Origin of the sequence: Collinsella aerofaciens, assembly GCF_015556945.1 — a bacterium.
Taxonomy (GTDB): Bacteria; Actinomycetota; Coriobacteriia; order Coriobacteriales; family Coriobacteriaceae; genus Collinsella; species Collinsella aerofaciens_AO.
This window is the reverse complement of sequence record NZ_JADNNH010000001.1, coordinates 85935-105307: the sequence shown is the minus strand read 5'-3', so window position 1 is coordinate 105307 and position 19373 is coordinate 85935. Positions and strand designations below refer to the sequence as shown.

Annotated in this window: 18 protein-coding genes; 13 read left to right on the top strand and 5 right to left on the bottom strand. The window is 61.7% G+C overall.

What is annotated here, in order from left to right; translation table 11 throughout:
- Positions 1–43 precede the first annotated feature (43 nt).
- Entirely contained in the window at positions 44–934 is an 891-nt protein-coding gene (locus I2F59_RS00470; RefSeq protein WP_055285769.1) for a DegV family protein, read from the top strand.
- Positions 935–1014: 80 nt separating this feature from the next.
- Here I2F59_RS00470 and I2F59_RS00465 read toward each other — a convergent pair whose 3' ends face one another.
- Complete coding sequence (locus tag I2F59_RS00465) at positions 1015–2106, bottom strand: beta/alpha barrel domain-containing protein (protein ID WP_117770607.1); 1092 nt, start codon at positions 2104–2106, stop codon at positions 1015–1017.
- A 191-nt stretch (positions 2107–2297) separates the two neighbouring features.
- Between I2F59_RS00465 and I2F59_RS00460 the strand changes: the two genes are divergently transcribed.
- Positions 2298–2468 (top strand): hypothetical protein, encoded by a 171-nt coding sequence (locus I2F59_RS00460; RefSeq protein WP_156327664.1) that lies wholly within the window; start codon positions 2298–2300, stop codon positions 2466–2468.
- A 24-nt stretch (positions 2469–2492) separates the two neighbouring features.
- On the opposite strand, the gene I2F59_RS00455 is transcribed toward I2F59_RS00460, so the two are convergent.
- Positions 2493–3596, bottom strand: coding sequence for an RsmB/NOP family class I SAM-dependent RNA methyltransferase (locus I2F59_RS00455; protein ID WP_195502741.1), 1104 nt, complete (start codon positions 3594–3596; stop codon positions 2493–2495).
- Between the two features lie 40 nt (positions 3597–3636).
- Positions 3637–5787, bottom strand: a complete 2151-nt coding sequence (locus I2F59_RS00450) for a methionine--tRNA ligase (protein ID WP_195502739.1) — start codon at positions 5785–5787, stop codon at positions 3637–3639.
- Between the two features lie 132 nt (positions 5788–5919).
- Here I2F59_RS00450 and I2F59_RS00445 point away from each other — a divergent pair, with 132 nt between their 5' ends.
- The 3 genes from I2F59_RS00445 (at position 5920) to queA (ending at position 8354) form a co-directional block, all read left to right on the top strand.
- Entirely contained in the window at positions 5920–6486 is a 567-nt protein-coding gene (locus I2F59_RS00445; RefSeq protein WP_195502737.1) for a DUF3267 domain-containing protein, read from the top strand.
- Between the two features lie 10 nt (positions 6487–6496).
- The gene (locus I2F59_RS00440) at positions 6497–7072 is read left to right on the top strand and encodes an epoxyqueuosine reductase QueH (protein ID WP_195502735.1); all 576 of its coding nucleotides are present in this window, start codon (positions 6497–6499) and stop codon (positions 7070–7072) included.
- A 70-nt stretch (positions 7073–7142) separates the two neighbouring features.
- Positions 7143–8354, top strand: coding sequence for a tRNA preQ1(34) S-adenosylmethionine ribosyltransferase-isomerase QueA (gene queA, locus I2F59_RS00435; RefSeq protein WP_195502796.1), 1212 nt, complete (start codon positions 7143–7145; stop codon positions 8352–8354).
- A 389-nt stretch (positions 8355–8743) separates the two neighbouring features.
- On the opposite strand, the gene I2F59_RS00430 is transcribed toward queA, so the two are convergent.
- Entirely contained in the window at positions 8744–10507 is a 1764-nt protein-coding gene (locus tag I2F59_RS00430) for a coiled-coil domain-containing protein (protein WP_195502733.1), read from the bottom strand.
- A 295-nt stretch (positions 10508–10802) separates the two neighbouring features.
- Between I2F59_RS00430 and I2F59_RS00425 the strand changes: the two genes are divergently transcribed.
- The 5 genes from I2F59_RS00425 to I2F59_RS00405 all read left to right on the top strand — a co-directional run bounded on the left by I2F59_RS00425 (position 10803) and on the right by I2F59_RS00405 (position 14869).
- On the top strand, positions 10803–11603 hold the full coding sequence (locus tag I2F59_RS00425) for an SDR family NAD(P)-dependent oxidoreductase (protein WP_006235414.1): 801 nt from the start codon (positions 10803–10805) through the stop codon (positions 11601–11603).
- Between the two features lie 434 nt (positions 11604–12037).
- Positions 12038–13177 carry a tRNA guanosine(34) transglycosylase Tgt gene (tgt, locus tag I2F59_RS00420; protein WP_055285790.1) on the top strand — a complete coding sequence of 380 codons (1140 nt, stop codon included), beginning with the start codon at positions 12038–12040 and terminating at the stop codon, positions 13175–13177.
- A 210-nt stretch (positions 13178–13387) separates the two neighbouring features.
- Complete coding sequence (locus I2F59_RS00415) at positions 13388–14146, top strand: LOG family protein (protein WP_195502731.1); 759 nt, start codon at positions 13388–13390, stop codon at positions 14144–14146.
- 112 nt (positions 14147–14258) lie between these two features.
- Positions 14259–14558, top strand: a complete 300-nt coding sequence (locus I2F59_RS00410) for a type II toxin-antitoxin system RelB/DinJ family antitoxin (RefSeq protein ID WP_022093815.1) — start codon at positions 14259–14261, stop codon at positions 14556–14558.
- Positions 14559–14560: 2 nt separating this feature from the next.
- Positions 14561–14869, top strand: a complete 309-nt coding sequence (locus tag I2F59_RS00405; protein WP_195502729.1) for a type II toxin-antitoxin system RelE/ParE family toxin — start codon at positions 14561–14563, stop codon at positions 14867–14869.
- A 93-nt stretch (positions 14870–14962) separates the two neighbouring features.
- Here I2F59_RS00405 and I2F59_RS00400 read toward each other — a convergent pair whose 3' ends face one another.
- Complete coding sequence (locus tag I2F59_RS00400) at positions 14963–15823, bottom strand: DegV family protein (protein WP_195502727.1); 861 nt, start codon at positions 15821–15823, stop codon at positions 14963–14965.
- 156 nt (positions 15824–15979) lie between these two features.
- On the opposite strand from I2F59_RS00400, the gene I2F59_RS00395 reads away from it, so the two are divergent.
- The 3 genes from I2F59_RS00395 to I2F59_RS00385 all read left to right on the top strand — a co-directional run bounded on the left by I2F59_RS00395 (position 15980) and on the right by I2F59_RS00385 (position 19367).
- On the top strand, positions 15980–16642 hold the full coding sequence (locus tag I2F59_RS00395; RefSeq protein ID WP_229065246.1) for an HAD hydrolase-like protein: 663 nt from the start codon (positions 15980–15982) through the stop codon (positions 16640–16642).
- A 55-nt stretch (positions 16643–16697) separates the two neighbouring features.
- Positions 16698–18134: a M20 family metallopeptidase gene (locus tag I2F59_RS00390; protein ID WP_195502723.1), complete on the top strand. Its 1437-nt coding sequence runs from the start codon at positions 16698–16700 to the stop codon at positions 18132–18134.
- Between the two features lie 294 nt (positions 18135–18428).
- On the top strand, positions 18429–19367 hold the full coding sequence (locus I2F59_RS00385) for a phosphate ABC transporter substrate-binding protein (protein ID WP_055285808.1): 939 nt from the start codon (positions 18429–18431) through the stop codon (positions 19365–19367).
- Positions 19368–19373 lie beyond the last annotated feature (6 nt).

Here is a 19373-nt window from a genome sequence, read left to right as displayed (position 1 = left end):
TCACTGTGCGATAATTTGCGCAGCAATGAGTAAGGAGCCTCATTTGAGTGATTTTGTCCTGACCTGTGAATCCGCCGCCGATCGAACCCGTGAGTTCTTTGCGTCGCGCAATATCCCTGTCGTGTGTTTTCATTACGAGATCGACGATGTTGTCTATACGGACGATCTGTATCAGTCGATTACGCCGGACGAGTTTTTTGCCCAGATTGCCGCGGGCGCCATGCCCAAGACGTCTCAGGTGAGCGTGGGTGAGTACGAGGAGTTTTGGGAGCCGTTTGTTGCCGAGGGTAAAGACGTGCTGCACCTGACGTTGTCGTCGGGTATTTCGGGCACGTATGGATCGGCCTGCGTCGCGGCGCAGATGCTTGCGGATCGCTATCCCGAGGGCGGCAAGGTGCGCGTCATCGATTCGCTGGCGGCGTCTTCGGGCTTTGGCCTGTTGTTGGAATATGCCGCCGATGTGCGCGATAGTGGGGCTTCACTCGACGAGACGGCTGCCTGGATCGAGGAGCACAAGCTCAACCTGCACCACTGGTTCTTCTCGACCGATCTGTCGAGCTACCTGCGCGGCGGTCGCATTTCGGCCGCGAGCGCGATCATCGGCACGGCGCTTAAGATTTGCCCGCTTATGACGGTCGATTGCGAAGGTAAGCTGTCGCCACGTGAGAAGATTCGCACTAAGAAGCGCGCGATTTCCGAGATGGCTAAGACCATGATGGCACACGTACAGGACGGTGCAGATTATTCGGGTAAGTGCATCATGTCGCAGTCGGCGTGCCGCGAGGATGCCGAGGCGGTCGCGGCGCTGATTGAGGAACAGGTTCCGCAGCTTAAAGGCAAGATTGAGATCAATGACATCGGTACTCTGATTGGCTCGCATACCGGACCTGGTACGGTGGCGCTCTTCTTTATGGGCGACAAGCGCGTGGATTAATTTGCCCCATCACGTCGCTGCATGATTGCTCAAACGAAAACGGCCCGCCTCGCGTTTGTGGGGCGGGCCAAGATGTTTTGCTAGCGTTTCTTTCCGCGGAAGAAAAAGCCGTGCAGTGACGGCTTGAGGCCGCGGTTGGCGCGATGCTCCTCGACGCGCTCGTGGATCGAAGCGACGCGCTCGATGACTTCGTCGGGAATCGGCACATCGGGATTCATGTTCTCGACTTGGCTGACCTCGGCGGCGGCGACCTGGTCGATAATGGGCACGTCGTCGCGCGAGATGACAGGTGTGGCGTCTTCCTTCATCTTGCGATAACGCTGCATCATGTCGGTCTGTAGCTGCTGGGCCGAAGGCGGTGTCCAGATGATGGCGTTGGCGCCGGCGGCGATGGTCTCGCGAATGCTCTCGGGCGTCTTGCCGCCCGGCGCGATAAGCGGCAGGTTGGGATAGTGCTCGCGCAGCTCGCGTAGGACCTGGGGCGTGTTCTTGCCGGCGGCGATGTTGAGAATCTTGGCTCCAGCGCGCACCTTGGCGTGGGCATCGTCGTCGCAGCGAACGACCGTGGCGATGACGGGGATGTCGGCGATGTTGGTGATGTGCTCGACCATCTCGGCAGTAGCGGGGGAGTTGACCACGCAGCCCGCCGCGCCCTGCATCTCGGAGACGGCTGCCATCTGCACGGAGCGCTTACCGGTCGTAGTTCCGCCACCCACGCCTACAAAGACCGGGCACTCGGCGACGGTCAGCAGCGCTTGCGTAATGGCGGGCTGCGGCGTGAAAGGGTAGACCGCAAAGACGGCGTCGGCGTTGGAGTTGCGGATAACCGCGACATCGGTGGTGTAAATGAGCGACTTGATGCGTCGGCCAAAGAGCGTGAAGCCGCTGGCCTCCTCGATCTCGTCGGGCATGCGAAGGGCAGCCTTGCGTAGGCGTCCGTCGATGGGCAGGGGCTCCATAGGGAGCAGGCCGTTGGGCGTGACGGCTATTTGGGGCTCGGTGAACTCGTCTGCAAGCTCGACCTCGGAAAAATCGACCGAGGCGACGATGTCCTCGTGCACCTCGGCGGGCACATCGATGGGAGCTTGGTCGTTTGCCGCCGCAGGCGTGTCGAAGGAGCTGGTGCCGACGAAGGCGTCGACGCGCTCATTTAGATCGTTGAGGGTATCCATGGAGGCTCGATTCTATGTGATGATGGCCGGCGCGATGCAGCCGGAATTGCGAATGCTAAATCGTTTGACGAGTTGATTTTTCCCCGCCGCGCCATCCGTTAGACCGAAGGGCCGGCGAACGTGAAGGAGCTGTGGTGGCGGGTATCGAGGTGCTATCTTGAAAGCCCCGTTTAAAAGAGAGGTGACGCGGTATGGAATTGACAGCAATGTTTGGCTCGATTGGCCTGTGTGTGGCCGCAATCGTTGCCGCCGCGGTCATCTACTTTGTGGTCACGGCCATTAAGGGCAAAAGGGCCGAACGCAAGGAGCGCGCGATGCTTAAACAGCATCGCGACCAGCAGGGCAAACGCGCACAGAGATAGCTTGTTGAGTTTTGGATCCGTGCGCTAGCTGCGTTTTCGGATCAGGGCAATGTAGAAGCCCTCAAAGTCGCGGCTAGGCGGAATGGTCAGCGTGCCGGGCAGGCCGTTGGCGACGGCCGATACCTGACCCGCGGCGATGGCCTCGGTGAGAGCGTTGCTCTCGATATGCGGCTCCTCGCCGGCGTCCTGGGCGCGACGCGCTTCGCTTTCGCTCGGCGTGCCGTCGAGGGGGATAAGCTCGCAGTCCATATGCTTGTCGAGCGCCTCTTGCAGGGCGTCCTCGTTTTCCTGCGGCAAGATCGAACAAGTCGAATAGACGAGCGTGCCGCCCAGTTTAAGGGCTCCCATGGCGCGGTCCAGAAGTGCTCGCTGCGAGCGGGCACACTTGCTCAGCAGCTGCTCGGTCAGGCCGCGCAGGCTTTTCTCGTTGCCGCTGATGACGGTGCCCGTGCCGGTGCAGGGAGCGTCGAGCAGGATGCGGTCAAAGCGGAAGAACTCGTCGAGCTCGCGTGCGTCGATGCGCATGACGGGCACGTTTTTGGCACCTTGGCGGTGGAGGTTGGCTTCGAGCTTCTCGGCGCGGGGAATGCTCATCTCGCAGGCGGTGAGGTGCGCCTGTCCCTGGGTGAGGGCGGCGATCTGCGTCGTCTTGCCGCCAGGGGCTGCGCACATGTCCAGGATGTCCTCGCCGGCCTGAGCACCCAACACCAAAGGCGGCATCATGGACGACAGGCTCTGCAGATAGATCTTGCCGTCGCGGTAGATGTCGAGATCCCACAGATCGGAAACCTGGGCCTCGGGCAGGATAAAGGCGTCCGGATACCAGGTAACGGTTTGGTGCGCGATGCCGGCGGCATCGAGCGCCGCAGCGATGTCCTCGGCGGTTGCCTTGAGCGTGTTGGCGCGCAGCGTGACCGGGCGTGTGGCCGCGGCGCCGAAGCCCTCGATCATGAGCTCGGCATCGGTGGGGGCATAGGCGCCGGCGACCGTGTCGACCATAAAGCGCGGCAGGTCGGCGGCGGAGTGTTGGGCGGCAAGCTGGTCGGAAAGCTCGGTGGAGGCAAACTGCCTAAGCTTGAGCTCGGGCTTAACCTGCTTTTTCTGCTTACGACGACGCGGCTTGGACATCCGTCTTTCCTTCCCATTCCATTACATGTCGAGTGTTGTTTTAGTACTGGCTCTCGTGCTTGCTGAAGAAGTCGAAGCGCGGGGGCAGCGGCTTCACGCGGTGCTCACCGGGCTTCTCGCCCAGGCTCTCCACGAACTCGTCCGTGGAGGCAAAGATGTTGTCCCAGCTAAAGAAGGCGACGGGGTCGACGTCGAAGTACTCGCAGATGAGCTCGCAGCCGGCCGGCACAATACCGTGCATCAGGACGGTCGCCACGCGCAGCTCGGTAAAGGCGTCGACGAGGGCCTGCGTCATCGCGGCGTTTGCCTCATTACCCTCGAGCTTGTTGGCGGCCTTGGAGGCGTCGCTCCAGCGCTTGTTGGCGGCGCGCAGGTAGTCGTCGCACACGGCAAGCGCGCGGTGCGTCTCGAACTTGTACATGGCCCGCTCAAAGGCGAGGGCTGCCTGCTGGGCGGCTTCGACCACGGTGTCAGAAGCGGCACCGGCGGGGATGCAACCGTTGCGATAGGGGCTCTCGTCGCCTTCCTTGACGGCGACGCCGTAGAAGCAGCTGCGGGCCAGGCGGTTGAACACGCCGGTCAGCAGCGCGCTCTCCTTAAGGGCGGGGTCGATAACGCGCTTGTCGTCGCAGGCGCGCACCTCGTTGCCGTCCTTATCCTTGCCGGTCACGCGCGTGTCGTATGCCTTGGGGCTAAAGCTCACCGGCTTTTCGGACAGGCCGAGCGACAGCCAGTGCGCGCGCATCTGCTCGCAGGTGTAGTGGTTGAGCAGGTCGTCTGCCGGCGGGGGAGGAGTCTGCGAGGACGAGCTGGCCTTTTTGCCCATGTAGAGCAGGTGGTAGCAGGCGCTGACGGTGCTCTGCGTGAGGTCCCAACCCAGGGCCTCCCACATGGCGGTCTGAGCGATGCAGTAGAAATAGATGTTGTCCTGACCGATGAACTGGTAGATCTGAGCGTCGTCAGAGCACCACCAGTCGCGCCAGTCGAGCGAGCTGTGCTGGTAGGTGGGAGCGGGTACCTGCGTGGAATCGGCAGCGGGCTCGCCCATGAGGGCGGCATCCTGGGCGGCGACGCCCTCGGTCACGCCGGCGGCCTTGGCATCGCGTGCGAGCACGGTACGCGTATAGCTGATGGGCGCCCACAGGCTCTCGGGCCAGCACCAGCAGGTGACGTCGGAGACGCCATCGACCTCGGGCACCGGAACGCCCCAGTCGATGTTGCCGGTGATGCGGAAGGGCACGAGTGCCTTGCCGCTGCGGAAACGCACGCCACCGTTGGCGAGCACCGCGTGGGCATCGTCGCGCTCCTTCCAGCTGGGGAAGGTGACGGTAAAGCTGCTCTTGTTGCCCTCGGGCTCCAGGACGGTGTGCTCGGGAAGCTGATCCTCGACGGCATCGAAGGCCTCGCGGAACTTGTTCTGGATGTAGAGCTGAGCCGGCAGCAGCCACTCCTCCATGGTCTTGGAGACCACGGAACGAACCTGCGGGTTCTGGGCGAGCTTGGCGGTATAGGTCTTCATAAAGTCGAGGTAGGCCGGCAGGTCGAAGTAGAGGTTGTCGACCGGGCGCAGCTCGGGCACCTCGCCGGTGAGCTGGCTCTTAGGCGCGATGAGCTCCTCGGGCTCAAACTGGTGGCCCAGGTCGCACTCGTCGGCATAGGCCTTCTCGGACTTGCAGCCCTGGATGGGGCAGCGGCCGATCACCTGGCGGCCGTTGAGGAACGTGCCGGCCTTGGCATCGTAGAACTGCAGCGTGGAGCGCTTGGAGATGGTGCCCTGCTCGTGCAGGCGCTCGATAATCTCGGCGGTAACCTCGTTATGGATCTGGGCCGCCGGCTCAAGGCCCGAGCCGCCGTAGATATCGCAGCTGATGTTGTAGTTGTTGAGGGTCGCGGCTTGGCGGGAGTGATTGGACTCGACGTACTCGCTAATGGACTTATCGTAGCCCTCGTTCTCCTTGAGCTTGCGGTAGCTCTCCATGATGGGCGAGCCGTAGCAGTCGGTGCCCGAGGTGAAGATGACGTTCTCGCGGCCCAGACGGTCGCGCAGGAAACGGGCGAAGAAGTCGGCCGGGACAAAGACGCCGCCAACGTGGCCAAAGTGAAGGCCCTTGTTGCCGTAGGGCTCGCCGGCGGTAACGATGGCGCGGCGAGGCCAGCTGGGACGGTCGTTCATGGAGTATTTGGATGCCATGGGACTCCTTCGCATATGGTGAGAGCGCAGCCGGGCGTGGGGCTCGGCGGCGCGGTGGTCAATTCGTGCATATCGTTCGACATTATCGCACATGCGGACGGGTACGTGGCAGGGGCGCTATCCTAAGATGCTATGAATGAGATTTCCAACATACATGCGTTTGAAGACGAGGATTTTCTGCACGCTTGCTTTGTGTGGGGGATGGCCGTGCTTGTGGTGTTTGCCGTGTGCCTGGTGCCGGTGTTTATGCTGCTGGGCGGGCCTGCAGACTTGGATGTGGCTGACGCGGGCGGCTGGATGGCCGTCTTGGGCTGGATGGTCGGCTTGACTGCGGTTTCGGCGGCTTCATTTGCCGTGCACGAGCTGGTGCACGGTGTGTTTTTTAAGCTGCTGGCGCCTGCGGGCGCGAAGGTGACCTTTGGGGCGAATCGCGAGACGGCGATGATCTATGCCTGCGCCGAAGGCGTTGTGTATTCGCGCCGGCGGTACATGGCGGTTTGCCTGGCGCCGACGGTTGTTGCGACGGCGGCGTTTGCCCTGGGATTTGCGTTCTCGGGCTATCCGCTGCTGTGCTACCTGGCGGCCGGCTTGCATTTGTCGGGTTGTGTGGGCGATTGGTATTACGTGCGGACCATTTTGCGCGACCGCCGCATTGTCGCCTGCGAGGATACGTCCTTTGGCGTGCGCTTTTTTGGGTGAGGAGATGTCGATGAAGTCGTTGTTGCTGCATGCGTGCTGTGCACCATGCTCGCTTGAGCCGGTTCGCCTGCTGCGCGAGGAGGGGTTTGAGCCCACGATTTGCTGGACCAACCCCAATATTCAACCGCGCGATGAATGGCAGCGCCGCTTGGACGAGCTGCGCCGGTGGTGTGCCGATGGCGACATCGAGCTCATCGAGGCAGGGGAGGACCGCGATCGCTGGGAGACCGGCGTGGCGCCGCTGGGTGCCGATCGGCCTCGTCGCTGTCGCGCGTGCTATGCCCTGCGCTTGGCCGAGGCGTGCCGCGTGGCCCAGGAGCGCGGGTTTGAGTTTGTGGGCACGACGCTCGCCGTCTCGCCGTACCAGTTGTTCGAAACCTGCAATGATGTGTTGGAGCGTCTGGCTGCCGCCCGCGGTCTCACCCCGGTGATTCGCGATTTTCGCCCGTATTACCCCGAGGCGACACGCCGTTCGCGCGAGCTTGGCATGTATCGGCAGAACTACTGTGGTTGCCGCTTCTCGGCTGTCGAGGCGGCCATGGACCGCGCCCGTATCCGCGACGAGCGCAAAGCCGCCAAAAAGTAGTTCACTTGGGACGTCAGCCTGCTAGGATGTAGAGCGGACTTTAGCTATATAAGGAGTATCCGACGTGTCTATGCGTACCGATGATTTTGACTATAACCTTCCTGAGGAACTGATCGCCCAGGCTCCAGCCGAGCCGCGCGACTCCTGTCGCCTGCTGGTGGTGGATCGCAAGGGCTCCCAGGCGGGAACGCCGCTGGAGCACGGCGGTACCGTTGAGCACCGCATCTTCCGTGACATCATCGACTATATCGAGCCGGGCGACGTGCTCGTCATCAACCAGACGCGCGTGATGCCGGCCCGCCTGATCGGTCGCAAAGCCGGCTCGGGCGGCGTGGTCGAGACCCTGCTGCTCAAGCGCCGCGAGGACGTGGATCCGCTGGGCCATGTTTGGGAGTGCTTGGTCAAGCCGGGCAAGCGCCTGAAGCCCGGTGCTCATATTGAGTATCGCGCCGGTGGCGCCCATGCGCCCGAGGGGGCTCCCGTGGTGCTGACGGCCGAGGTCGTCGACTTTGTCACCGATAGCCGCGGCGGCCGTCTAGTGCGTTTTGAGCCGGCTGGTTGCAACGCCGCCGGCGAGCCGCGCACGCTCGACGAGGCCATTCACGCCGCCGGTCATGTGCCGTTGCCGCCCTACATTACCGATTACGAGGGCGATCCCGAGAAATATCAGACCGTGTACGCCATGAAGGAGGAGCACTCGGCTGCCGCTCCTACGGCGGGTCTGCATTTTACTCCTGAGCTCATGGCCGCTATCGAGGCCAAGGGTGCCAAGTTTGCCGCCGTCGAGCTTGAGGTGGGCATCGATACCTTCCGTTTGGTGGAGGAGGACGACCCTACGCAGCACGTCATGCACACCGAGCGCTACCACGTGTCGCAGGAGGTTGTCGACGCCGTGCATAAGGCCAAGGCCGAGGGTCATCGTGTGATCGCCGTCGGCACTACCGCGGTGCGCTCGCTCGAGAGCGCGTTTGACACGGACGCGCCGGTGTCCGATCCGGCCGTGACGGCGCGCTATTTTGAAGGCCGCGAGGACGGGGCCGATACGCTTGGCCGCGGTGACATCGTGGTGCGCGAGAACGCCACGACGCAGCTTTACCTCATGCCCGGCTCGACCTATCACGTGGTCGACGCGCTGATCACGAACTTCCACGTGCCGCGCTCCACGCTCATGATGCTCGTAAGCGCGCTTGCCACCCGCGACCAGATCATGGATGCCTACGCCGCTGCCATCGAAGAACGTTATCGCTTCTTCAGCTTTGGCGACGCGATGCTCATTCAGTAGGTTACGGCGTTTTACAAACGCCGTAACCGGCCGACGCTGCGCGGGCCGCATTTGGACAATCTGACGTTCAACTTCAAGGGCGCGACCAGAAGGTCAGCGCCCTTTCGTTTCACGTCACCTTGTCTCAAATGTGACCCGCTCGCTGACTCTGCCATTACATCGGTGTTGCCGTGGTTGTTGAGTAGTCATTGGGCACTTGGCACTTGGGGACGTTCCTTTTGTGCCGGCACCTGGGGACAGTCCTTATGTCATGAGATCGGTGCAAGAGGGATAGGTTGCCTTGCGTCGATCTAAATAAGTTGCGGTGAGATAGTTCTTGAATTGGCTTTTTGAGGGCTAAACAGGAACTATCTCACCGCAACTGCGTTGAGCGTTTTTTGGCAGCTGGTTTACTTGCTCGCGAACAGCCAGACTAGGATGATCACCAGGATTGCGGCGACGATGCAGACGATGGCGCCGGTGAATTTGATGCGTGAGTCGCGGGTACGCTCGCGCACCGCGTCCTCGGTGGCCTCGAGCTGGGCGACTTCTCGCTCGGTCTCGGCGTGTTCGGCTTTGTCTCGGGCCAAGGATCCTGCAAGCGACTCAGTGATCTCTGGGTGGTCGTGCACCTCGGTCGCCTGTTCGATAATCGACTGCGCATGCGCGGCATCTGCTTGGGCGTTGGCTATGCTCTGCTCTTGGTCGCGGCGTGCCTTGTCCTCGGCGGCGATCTTCTCGCGCAGTTCGCGCTGGCGCGTCGCGGCGGCGGTTTTTGCGGTCTGCAGCTCGTCGCGCGCGGCATCGGCCTCTGCCGTCACGGCCTGATGGGCTCGCTTGGCGTCGGTGATGGGGGCTTGTGCCTGCTCGACGGCCTGCTCGGCTGCGGCAAGCGAGTGCTCAAGGTCGGCGGTGATGCGCGGGACATCTTCTTCGGCTTTACGCAGGGCATCCGCCGTGTCGGAGATCTGCATCGAGAGCTCGCTGGTGCGCACCGTATAGTTGGCGGGATTTGCTGAGGGATTGCGTTGCAGCTCGGCATACTCATGACGCAGCGTCTTGAGCTGGGCGCGCGTGGCGTCGACGGTTTGTTGTGCAGCCGCAATGCCGGCGTCTCGCTCGGCCTTCACCTTGTCGCGGATGCGCTTGGAATCCTCAAGGCGTCGAACGAGGCGGTTGCCGGTCTCGCGAGAGCTCGCCTCGCGGGCCTCCACGGCGTCGAGCGCGGCCTTCAGGCGGAGCTCAGTCGCGTCATCCTCTGTCTTCATTTGTTCGAGCTGACCATTGAGCTCTGTCGCTTTGGCGCCGTGGGCATCACGGTCAATCTCGGCTGCCGCAGCGGTCTTTTGCGCTGTGGCGATCGCCTGACGCTGGTCGGCGACGATCTGCTCGTAGCGGCCTGCGATATCCTGGCGCGTCTCGAGTTCCTCGGCCTGATTGGCAATGCGCTGCTCAAGTTCGGCCAGGTGGGTGCGGGCATCGGCAAGTGCCTTTTTCGCGGCATTCATCTCACGCATGGCCGAGGCGCCCTGGGCGATAAAGGTGCCCACGGCGTTCGCAGTGTTCGAGACAGCGGTCCCCAGATCGCGGCTCGCGGCGGGGGAGTGCGGGGCGGTCGGGCGAGTGGTGTCGGCAGCGTCCGCATCGGCAGTCTGCGGCACGGCGATATTGCCGGTACCGCCCTCGACCACAGAAAAGCCTGCTGCGTGCGGATCGACCGCATCGGCGCCAATCGTGGGGTGCTCGAGCTGCAGAAACGAGGGCATGGTGCTGCCCTGGTCGGCAACCGGAGTCTCGCCGGGCACAAAGGTCGAGGCCGCCTCGGCGGCCTCCTCTTCCTCGGCATCAATATCGGCATCGGCGACGGCGTCTTTCATCGCTTTGACAGCATCCATCATGGAGTCCATGACGGCGTCGAGCTCTTCTTCCGAAGATACCTCGATGGGGCCTGCTGCTTGCGGGGCGGCGTCCTTTTCGGCGGCGTCGTCCTGAGCGGCCGAATTGTCGTTTTGCTCGTCGACATCTGCGGCCGTAGGGGTTTCCGTCGCAGCGTCGTTATCCAGAGTGGCGTCGTCGATGTCGGTATCATTGCAGGTCGCAGCGTCAGTCTCTGCGACGACGTCTGCTGAATCATCAATATGCTGTTGAGTCTGGGGTTCCAGCTCGTCTGTCATAGGCATGTGCTCCTCATCGTTGTTCGTCACCCTATGATAAAGTCTCGCGCCGACATCCCGCGCCCCGCAGCAAAGTTTCAAAACGTGTTCGATGACTCGCTTGGGTGACAAAAAATTCGGCCTCTTTGTCCGGTTCGTGCTTGACATTCCCTTCGCCGAAAGACGTTGCACCGTTCGCCTGCCATGGGCTTTATTTTTCACTTGAACCCGCTAAAGTTGCATTTCAGCTTTTGGCGCGTGAAGTTGGATGCGCGCAGTCGGCGGGCGTGCCCGTCGCGATTCGAAAGGACTTTGTATGGGACTTTTCACTGGTAAGACCGTGATCGTCACCGGCGGCGGCAAGGCCACGCTCAAGGACGGTTCCGCCGGCTCCATCGGCTACGGCATCGATATCGCTTTTGCCAAGGAGGGCGCAAACCTCGTCATTACCGGCCGCAACGTCGCCAAGCTCGAGGCCGCCAAGGAGTCTCTCGAGGCTGAGTACGGCGTTAAGGTTCTGCCTGTTCAGGCCGATGTCTCCGCCGGCCAGGACAACGAGGCCGTCGTGCAGAACGTTATCGACAAGGCGATTGAGGAGTTCGGTCGCATCGACGCCGTCGTCAACAACGCTCAGGCCAGCGCTTCGGGCGTGACCATTGCCGACCACACCATGGACCAGTTTAACCTGGCCATTTACTCTGGCCTGTATGCCACCTACCTGTATATGCAGAAGGCCTATCCGCACCTGAAGGAGACCAAGGGCTCCGTGGTCAACTTTGCTTCGGGCGCCGGCCTGTTTGGCAACTACGGCCAGTGCAGCTATGCTGCCGCCAAGGAGGGCATCCGCGGTCTGACCCGCGTCGCCGCCAACGAATGGGGCAAGGACGGCATCAACGTCAACATCGTGTGCCCGCTTGCTTGGACCGCTGCGCTCGAGAACTTCCAGGATGCCTATCCCGAGGCGTTCAAGGCTAACGTCCACATGCCGCCGGCGGGCCATTACGGCGATGTCGAGAAGGAGATCGGCCGCGTGGTCGTTCAGCTCTGTGGCCCCGACTTTAAGTACATGAACGGCGAGACCGTCACCCTCGAGGGTGGTATGGGCCAGCGGCCCTAAGAGTTACGGCGTTTTACCAAACGCCGTAACGGGCCGACGCTGCGCGGTCACCAGAGCGACAACTTGTCATTCAAAGAGGGCGGCATGACCAGAAGGTCTATACCGCCCTCTTTTCATGCCAATTTGTTCGCTCTGGTGACCGCTCGCTGACATTGCCAGAGCATCGGCGTTGCCTTGATGTGGTCGTTGGGGACGTTCTTAAATGACTAGTCGAAAGGGACGCTCTTGCCGGCACTTGGGGACAGTCCCTAAGTGCCGGCAGATTGGGACACTCCTTTGCAAGATGGCGCTGAAGACTGTCCCCAACGACTAGTTGTTTAAGAACGTCCCCAATGACTATGACCTCTTTGCACCAGTTTCTGTCGAGTCGGTGCGGTTTGCTGGTTGCTCGTATAATGGTCTGCGTATGAACCGCAACCAAGGAGTTCCAGTTTATGGACCAGAGCCTCTTTAAATTCGACCTGATCGCCGAGGATCCGACGACGCACGCGCGTGCCGGCGTGCTGCACACCCCGCACGGCGACATCGAGACGCCGATCTTTATGCCCGTGGGCACCAAGGCAAACGTCAAGGGCATCCCTACCGAGACCGTCAAGCAGCTCGGCGCCCAGATCGTGCTTGCCAATACCTATCACCTGTCCATGCGCCCCGGCGAGGACACCATCGCCGAGCTGGGCGGCCTACACAAGTTTATGAACTGGCACGGCCCCATCCTTACCGACTCGGGCGGCTTCCAGGTCTTTAGCCATAACGACGCCGTCAAGCTCACCGACGAGGGTGTGCGTTTTATCGTCAATGACTACGACGGTCGTCACGTGTTCTGGACGCCCGAGGACAACATGGAAATCGCCATGAAGCTCGGTTCCGACATCTGCATGCAGCTCGACCAGTGCCCCGGCTATCCTGCCACGCGCGCCTACGTCGAGCGCGCGGTGGAGCTGTCGAGCATGTGGGCCGAGCGCTGCTACAAGGCTCACACCCGCGATGACCAGGCACTCTTTGGCATTGTCCAGGGTGGCATGCATCTGGACCTGCGCCTGCGCTCGCTGCGCCATCTGGAGGAGTGCGGCGACTTCCCGGGCTACGGCATCGGCGGTTACTCTGTGGGCGAGGACCATGAGACTATGTTTGAGACGCTGGCACCGCTGGTTTCCGAGTACATGCCTAAGCACAAGCCGCGCTACCTCATGGGCGTCGGCAACCCTACCACGCTCGTGCGCGGTGTGGGCGTGGGCATCGACATGTTCGACTGCGTGCTGCCGACGCGTACCGGCCGCATGGGCACAGCGTTTTCGAGCGAGGGCCGCCTCAACTTCCGTAACGCGCGCTTTGCGCACGACGACGGTCCCATCGATCCCACCTGCACCTGCCCGGTGTGCACGGGCGGCTACAGCCGTGCGCTCATCCGTCACATGGTCACGCAGAAGGAGATGCTCGGCGGCATTCTGCTTTCGATGCACAACATCTACTACCTGCTCAACCTTATGCAGCGTGCCCGCCAAGCCATTATCGAGGGCCGCTACGGTGCGTTCGTGAGCGACTGGATGAACAGTCCTGCGGCGGTGGACTACTAAGAGCGGCGCGGGCGCTTGCGGGGCGTGAGTAACGGCAAAGGCCAGGCGGCGATCGGTCGTCGCGTTCGCTAACACCGTCTGCGCGACCGCTGACCGATGCCTTGCAAGCACTTGATGCATCGTGGGTACCATACCGAATAGTTGATGTTCGGGCGGGTGTTTGGCGCATGGCGTCGACCCCGCCCGTTTCTATTTTCGATAGGAGTACCCATGATTAAGAATGAGAACGTCGAGGGCGAGCCCGCCTACGACGAGACGTACCGGCGCGGCCCCGTGGTCATGCGCGGCCCCATGATTCCCAAGGACAACACCTACGCCAACCTGTTGGCGCCCGAGGATTCGACCGACTGGCTGCATGCCGACCCCTGGCGTGTGCTGCGCATTCAGGCCGAGTTTGTCGATGGCTTTGGCGCGCTTGCCGAGCTCGGGCCCGCGGTGACCATCTTCGGCAGTGCTCGCACGCCCAAGACCGATCAGCTCTACAAGGCTGCGCGCACGGTCGGCCGCAAGATCGCCCAGCGCGGCGTGGCGGTTATCACCGGCGGCGGCCCTGGCATTATGGAGGCGGCCAACAGGGGAGCGGCGAGCGCCAACGGCAAGTCGGTCGGCTTGGGTATCGAGCTTCCGCACGAGCAGGGGCTCAACAAATACGTGAACCTGGGTATGGACTTCCGCTACTTCTTTGTGCGCAAGACCATGTTCGTTAAGTACAGCTCGGGTGCCATTGTGTTCCCCGGCGGCTTTGGCACGCTCGACGAGATGTTCGAGGTGCTCACACTGGTGCAGACGCACAAGGTCAAGCGCATGCCGCTCGTTTTGGTGGGCACCGAGTACTGGCAGGGCCTGTTCGACTGGCTCAACGGCCCGGTGATGGATGCCGGCATGATCAGCCCACTCGATCCAGACCTCGTCCACATCACCGACGACCTCAACGTTGCCGTTGACATCGCTCTGAGCGGGCTGATGTAGGGCGCTGTGACTGTTGTTATAGTAATGTGAACGGCATACTGATGCTATTTAACATCAGTATGCCATCAAAACGGGGTATACTGATGCAAAAGACGAGGCGAGGAGGTCGCGTATGTCTACTGCAACGGTTAAGCCTACGACGGTTCGCATCGAAGAGGGGCTCAAGGAACAGGCGACTGAGTTCTTGGATTCGGTCGGCCTCAGCCTCAATTCCTATCTCAATCTTGCCGTTCGGCAGCTTGTAAATCAGCGAAAGATTCCTTTTGAGATTGTAGGAAGGGCGGAGGTGCCCAACGAGGCGACGAGGCGTGCCATGGTGATCGCCGAGGCTCATGAGTTGGGGATTTTGCCGGACGATAGCCCGTCATTCAACAACGCTGATGAGCTTATGTCATTCCTCGATGAGGAATAGCGATGTTCGAGATTAAAGTCGAGGCTCAATTTAGGGCGGACTACAAACGAACGATGCGCATGCATCCGCAGCTAAAGAGTGAGTTTAAGGCGGCAGTCGCAGAGCTTGCAGCTCACGGCTCGCTTCCCGCGGAATATGGCGCCCATGAGCTTTCAAACCCGGGCGGAAACTACAACGGCCACATCGATTTCCACCTATCCGATGGCTTGGTCGACGTGGTCGTTCTCTACTTACCGCATAAGACTAATCCTGTGATCCGGCTGGTCAGAATGGGCTCGCATGAGGAGCTGTTCCAGGGCCCGCAGGGCTGATTGCCGATTTCTAAGTTGCGGTGGAATAGGGATTGATTGACGGCTAATAAGTCAAAAACAGTCCCTATTTCACCGCAACTGCTGTGGGCGTCCCTAGTGAGTTGGCTGGTAGCGGGGGCAGTAGCTGATGGCGATGGCGTCGATGCCTACATGGGTGGCGATGGTGCAGCCGATGGGGCCGGTGCCGGCGTCTACATAGTCTTGGCCTGCGAGCGCTTGGCTGACGAGCTCTTGCTCCTCGGCGGCGCCGGTCGTGAGCACGCGCACGCTTGAACCCGGATGCTCAGCCAAAAACGCGAGGCAGTCGGCCATGGTGTTGACGACGATGCGCTTGGCGCCGCGGCCCTTCTTGATGGCCTTGATCTCGCCCGATTTCCACTCCGGCGAAACGGCCAGGCGAATGTTGAGCATCTGCGTGAGCTGGCCGGCGAGCTTGGGCGCGCGGCCGTTCTTAACGAGGTTCTCGAGCGTGCGGGGAATCAGCAGCAGGTGGGCGTCGGGCAGCGTCGCGCGGATCTGCGCCTCGGTCTCGTCCAGGCTGCGGCCGTCCTCGCGCATGGCCAGCGCGTACTCCACCAGCAGGCCCTCGGCACCCGAGCCGGTGCGCGAGTCGATGCAGCGCACGTCGAGTTCGTGCGTTTCGGCCGTCAGGCTGGCGTTGGCATAGCAGGCGGACCACTCGCTGCACAGTGAGATAAAGATGGCGCTATCATGGCCGTCGGCGAGCACGCGGTCAAAGAGTGCCTTGAACTCGCCGGCGCTCGGCTGCGAGGTGTGCGGCAGTTGCTCGGAGCCGGCCATGCGCGCGACGTATTCCTCGGCGGTAATCTGCACCTGGTCGAGCAGGTCCTCGCCCTCGATAATCACATGCAGCGGAATCACGTAAATGCCGAGCTCTTGAGCGTGGGCGGGGGAGATGTCCGACGTGGAGTCGGTTATGATGGCAAAAGACATAATTGCACCTTTCGTTGGGGCGCTTGCGCGCCGCCTTCTGAGAGCAAAGTGCGACAAGTATAGTAGAGTCGTTCCACATTACTAGGTTCAATTGTTGAATAGTCAACAGTTTGAAGTGTCGGTGTGGAAATCGTCAACTGGGGAAGAGGAATGCCGATGGAGGCGTTGGAGATAGGCAAACGGCCGGTCGTGTTGTTCGATTTTGACGGCACGGTGGCAGATACGGGCCGGGCAGTGATGACCTCGACGCGCAAGACGCTGGCTGCGCGCGGGTTTTCGGAGGCGCAGATGGGTGATCTGCGCCGTATGATCGGGCCGCCCCTGTGGAAGAGCTTTCACGACTTTTACGGCTTTTCCCGCGAGGAGTCGCTTGTGGTGGCCGACGAGTACCGCGCCTTTTTTGATGAGCTGGGGCCGGAGGAGTACCCCGTGTTCGATGGGGTCCCCGAGCTGCTGGATGGGTTGGCCGCCCAGGGCAAGCGTATGGCCGTGGCGACGTCTCGCATGGAGGCGAAGTGCATCGATATGGTTCATGAGCTGGGGCTTTGCCAGTTCGAAGCTGTGGTTGGCATGAATCCGCCGCAGGGACGCGAGACCAAGGCCGATTCGGTTCGCGATGCCCTGGCGGCGCTCGGCGCGACGGCCGACGATGCCGTGATGATCGGCGATCGCTTTAACGATGTGGAGGGCGCGCACGCGATGGGCGTGCCGTGCATCGGCATCTATTCGGGCGCGGCAGCGCCGGGGGAGCACGAGGCCGCGGGCGCCGATGCGGTGGTGCACTCGGTGGCCGAGCTTGCTAAACTTTTCGCTATCTAATAGACATAATGTGAGGGGCGGGCGTACCCGTCGCTCATTGGTAAGGAGGTCGTTCATGAATCAGGTGGAGCAGAGCGTTGCCGAGTATGTCGACGAGGTCTGGGAGGATGTCGTTGCCGATATCGAACAACTGGTGAGCTATCCGTCCGTGGCCGTTGCTGCCGATGCGGAGCCCGGTGCGCCGTTTGGCCGCCCGGTCCGTGACGCGCTCGATTGCGCGCTCGGCATTGCGCAAAAGCTCGGCTATCAGACGAGCGACGACGGGGGCTATGTGGGAATCGCCGATATCCCGGGTCGCGGCGACAAGCAGCTCGCGACTATCTGCCACGTGGACGTGGTTCCCGCTGGCCCCGGTTGGAACACCGACCCGTTTGCGATGGAGCGCCGCGAGGGCTGGCTGCTCGGTCGCGGCGTGATTGACGACAAGGGTCCGGCGGTGCTGTCGCTCTACGCCGGCGCTTATCTGCTCAAGCACGGCATTACCCCGCGCTATGCTTTCCGCGCGCTGCTGGGCTGCGATGAGGAAGTGGGCATGTCCGACGTTCACCATTATCTGGAGAACCACGCAGACCCCGACTTTTTGTTTACGCCCGATGCCGAGTTCCCGGTCTGCAATGCCGAGAAGGGCCAGTTTGGGGCGACGTTCGTGAGCTCCAAGATCGACGGCGGGCGCATCGTGTCGTGGAGCGGCGCCGAGGCGAGCAATGCCATTCCGTCGCAGTCCATCTGCGAGCTCGCGATTGCCGCCGATGAGCTGCCGGCGCCGGTCGAGAACGCCGATCGCCTTGAGATCACGACACTCGATAACGGGCATGCGCAGATTTTTGCCCACGGCATTGGCGGTCATGCCTCGATGCCTGAGGGCACTATCAACGCTGTCGGCCTGATCGTGGCGTATCTGCGCGAGGCCGAGGACGCGTTTGGCGCCCGTGACAAGCGCCTGTTGACGCCCGCCGAGCACGAGTTTGTCAAGTTTTTGGCCTTTGTGCATGCGGACGCCTATGGCCGCGGCCTGGGTATCGATGCGACGAGTCCGGCGTTTGGCCCGCTTACCTGCAACGCTGGCGTCATCCGCGTGGCGGATGGCCATATCGAGCAGGTCATCGACGTGCGCTTCCCCGACAGCACGAGTGCCGATACCATCCGCGAGCAGCTCGATCCGCTCGTGGGCCGTTTCGGCGTGACGTGCCAGCTGGGTCGCGCGAAGGTGCCGTTCTCGGTCTCTGCCGATGATCCGGCCGTGAAGGCGCTTATCGATACCTATAACGAGTTCACCGGCAAGCATGCTGAACCCTTTGCCATGGGCGGCGGCACGTACGCGCGCAACTTTGCCCGCGCCGTCTCGTTTGGCCCCGAGGAGACCGGCCTGGAGCTGCCCTCGTGGGGCGGCCAGATGCACGGCCCCAACGAGTGCGCCAACGAGGAACAGCTCAAGCAGGCGCTCAAGATCTATATTGTTGCGATCCTCCGTTTGAATGAATTAGAGCTTTAAGGTCTCGCGGTTTCCCAATCTAAGTTGCGGTGGAATAGTTCCTAGAATGGGCCATTTGATGGCCAAGCAGGAACTATTTCACCGCAACTTTGTTTTTATTGGTGTAAAAGGCGGGTCATGCTTGGTGGCGGGTTTGTTATTCGTTTGTAAAGGCCGTGCTGCGCTTGCGGTAAGGGTCTATCAGATGCCCGTAAAAAACCGCAGTTGGCGCGGGCACTGCCCGATCGAGGCCGTATCTTTCCAAACAGCAAAGCGGGCAGGGTGCCCGCGAATCGCATGTATGAAAGGAAGATCATGCTCGATCAGGCTTATTCTCGTCGTCAGTTCCTCGGCCTCGCTGGTGGTCTCGCCAGCATCGTCGGCCTCGGTCTCGTTGGGTGCGGCGGCTCCGGCGCTTCCGACGCCGCCGACAAGGGTAGCGCCGCTGCTGCCGAGTCCGTCTCCGGCGAGGTGACCTACGACGGTGCCTCCTCGTTCCAAGCTCTCGTCGAGGCTGCTGCCGAGAAGTTCATGGATGCCAACCCGGACGTCTCCGTTTCCGGCTCGGGTAACGGTTCGGGCAAGGGCCTGACCGCTGTCGCCGCCGGCACCGTCACCATCGGCAACTCCGACGTCTTCGCCGAGACCAAGCTTGAGGCCGATCAAGTCAAGAACCTCGTCGACCACGAGGTCGCCGTCGTGGGCATGGGCCCCGTCGTCTCCAAGAACGTCAAGGTCGACGACCTGTCCCTCGAGCAGCTCAAGGGTATCTTCTCCGGTCAGATTACCAACTGGAAGGAGGTCGGCGGCGGCGACGCCACCATCGTCGTCCTCAACCGCAAGGCCGGCTCCGGCACCCGTGCCACCTTCGAGGCCGCCGTTTTTGGCGACGAGGCCGTCGACTTTAAGGGTGACGCCGAGCTCGACAAGTCCGGCGATGTCCAGACTCAGATGGGCAGTACCGACAACGCCATCTCCTACCTCGACTTCTCGCACTTCGATGACTCCAAGTTCAACGCCATCAAGGTCGAGGGCGTCGAGCCCAAGAGCAAGAACGTCACCGACGACTCCTTCAAGATCTGGGCGACCGAGCACATGTACTGCTCCAAGGACGCCGACGAGGCCACCAAGGCCTTCCTGGAGTTTATGCTTTCCGACGACGTCCAGGGCAAGCTCGTCGAGGAGCAGGGCTTTATCCCCGTCTCTGCCATGAAGGTCGTCAAGGACGCCAGCGGCAAGGTCTCCGCTAAATAAGTAATC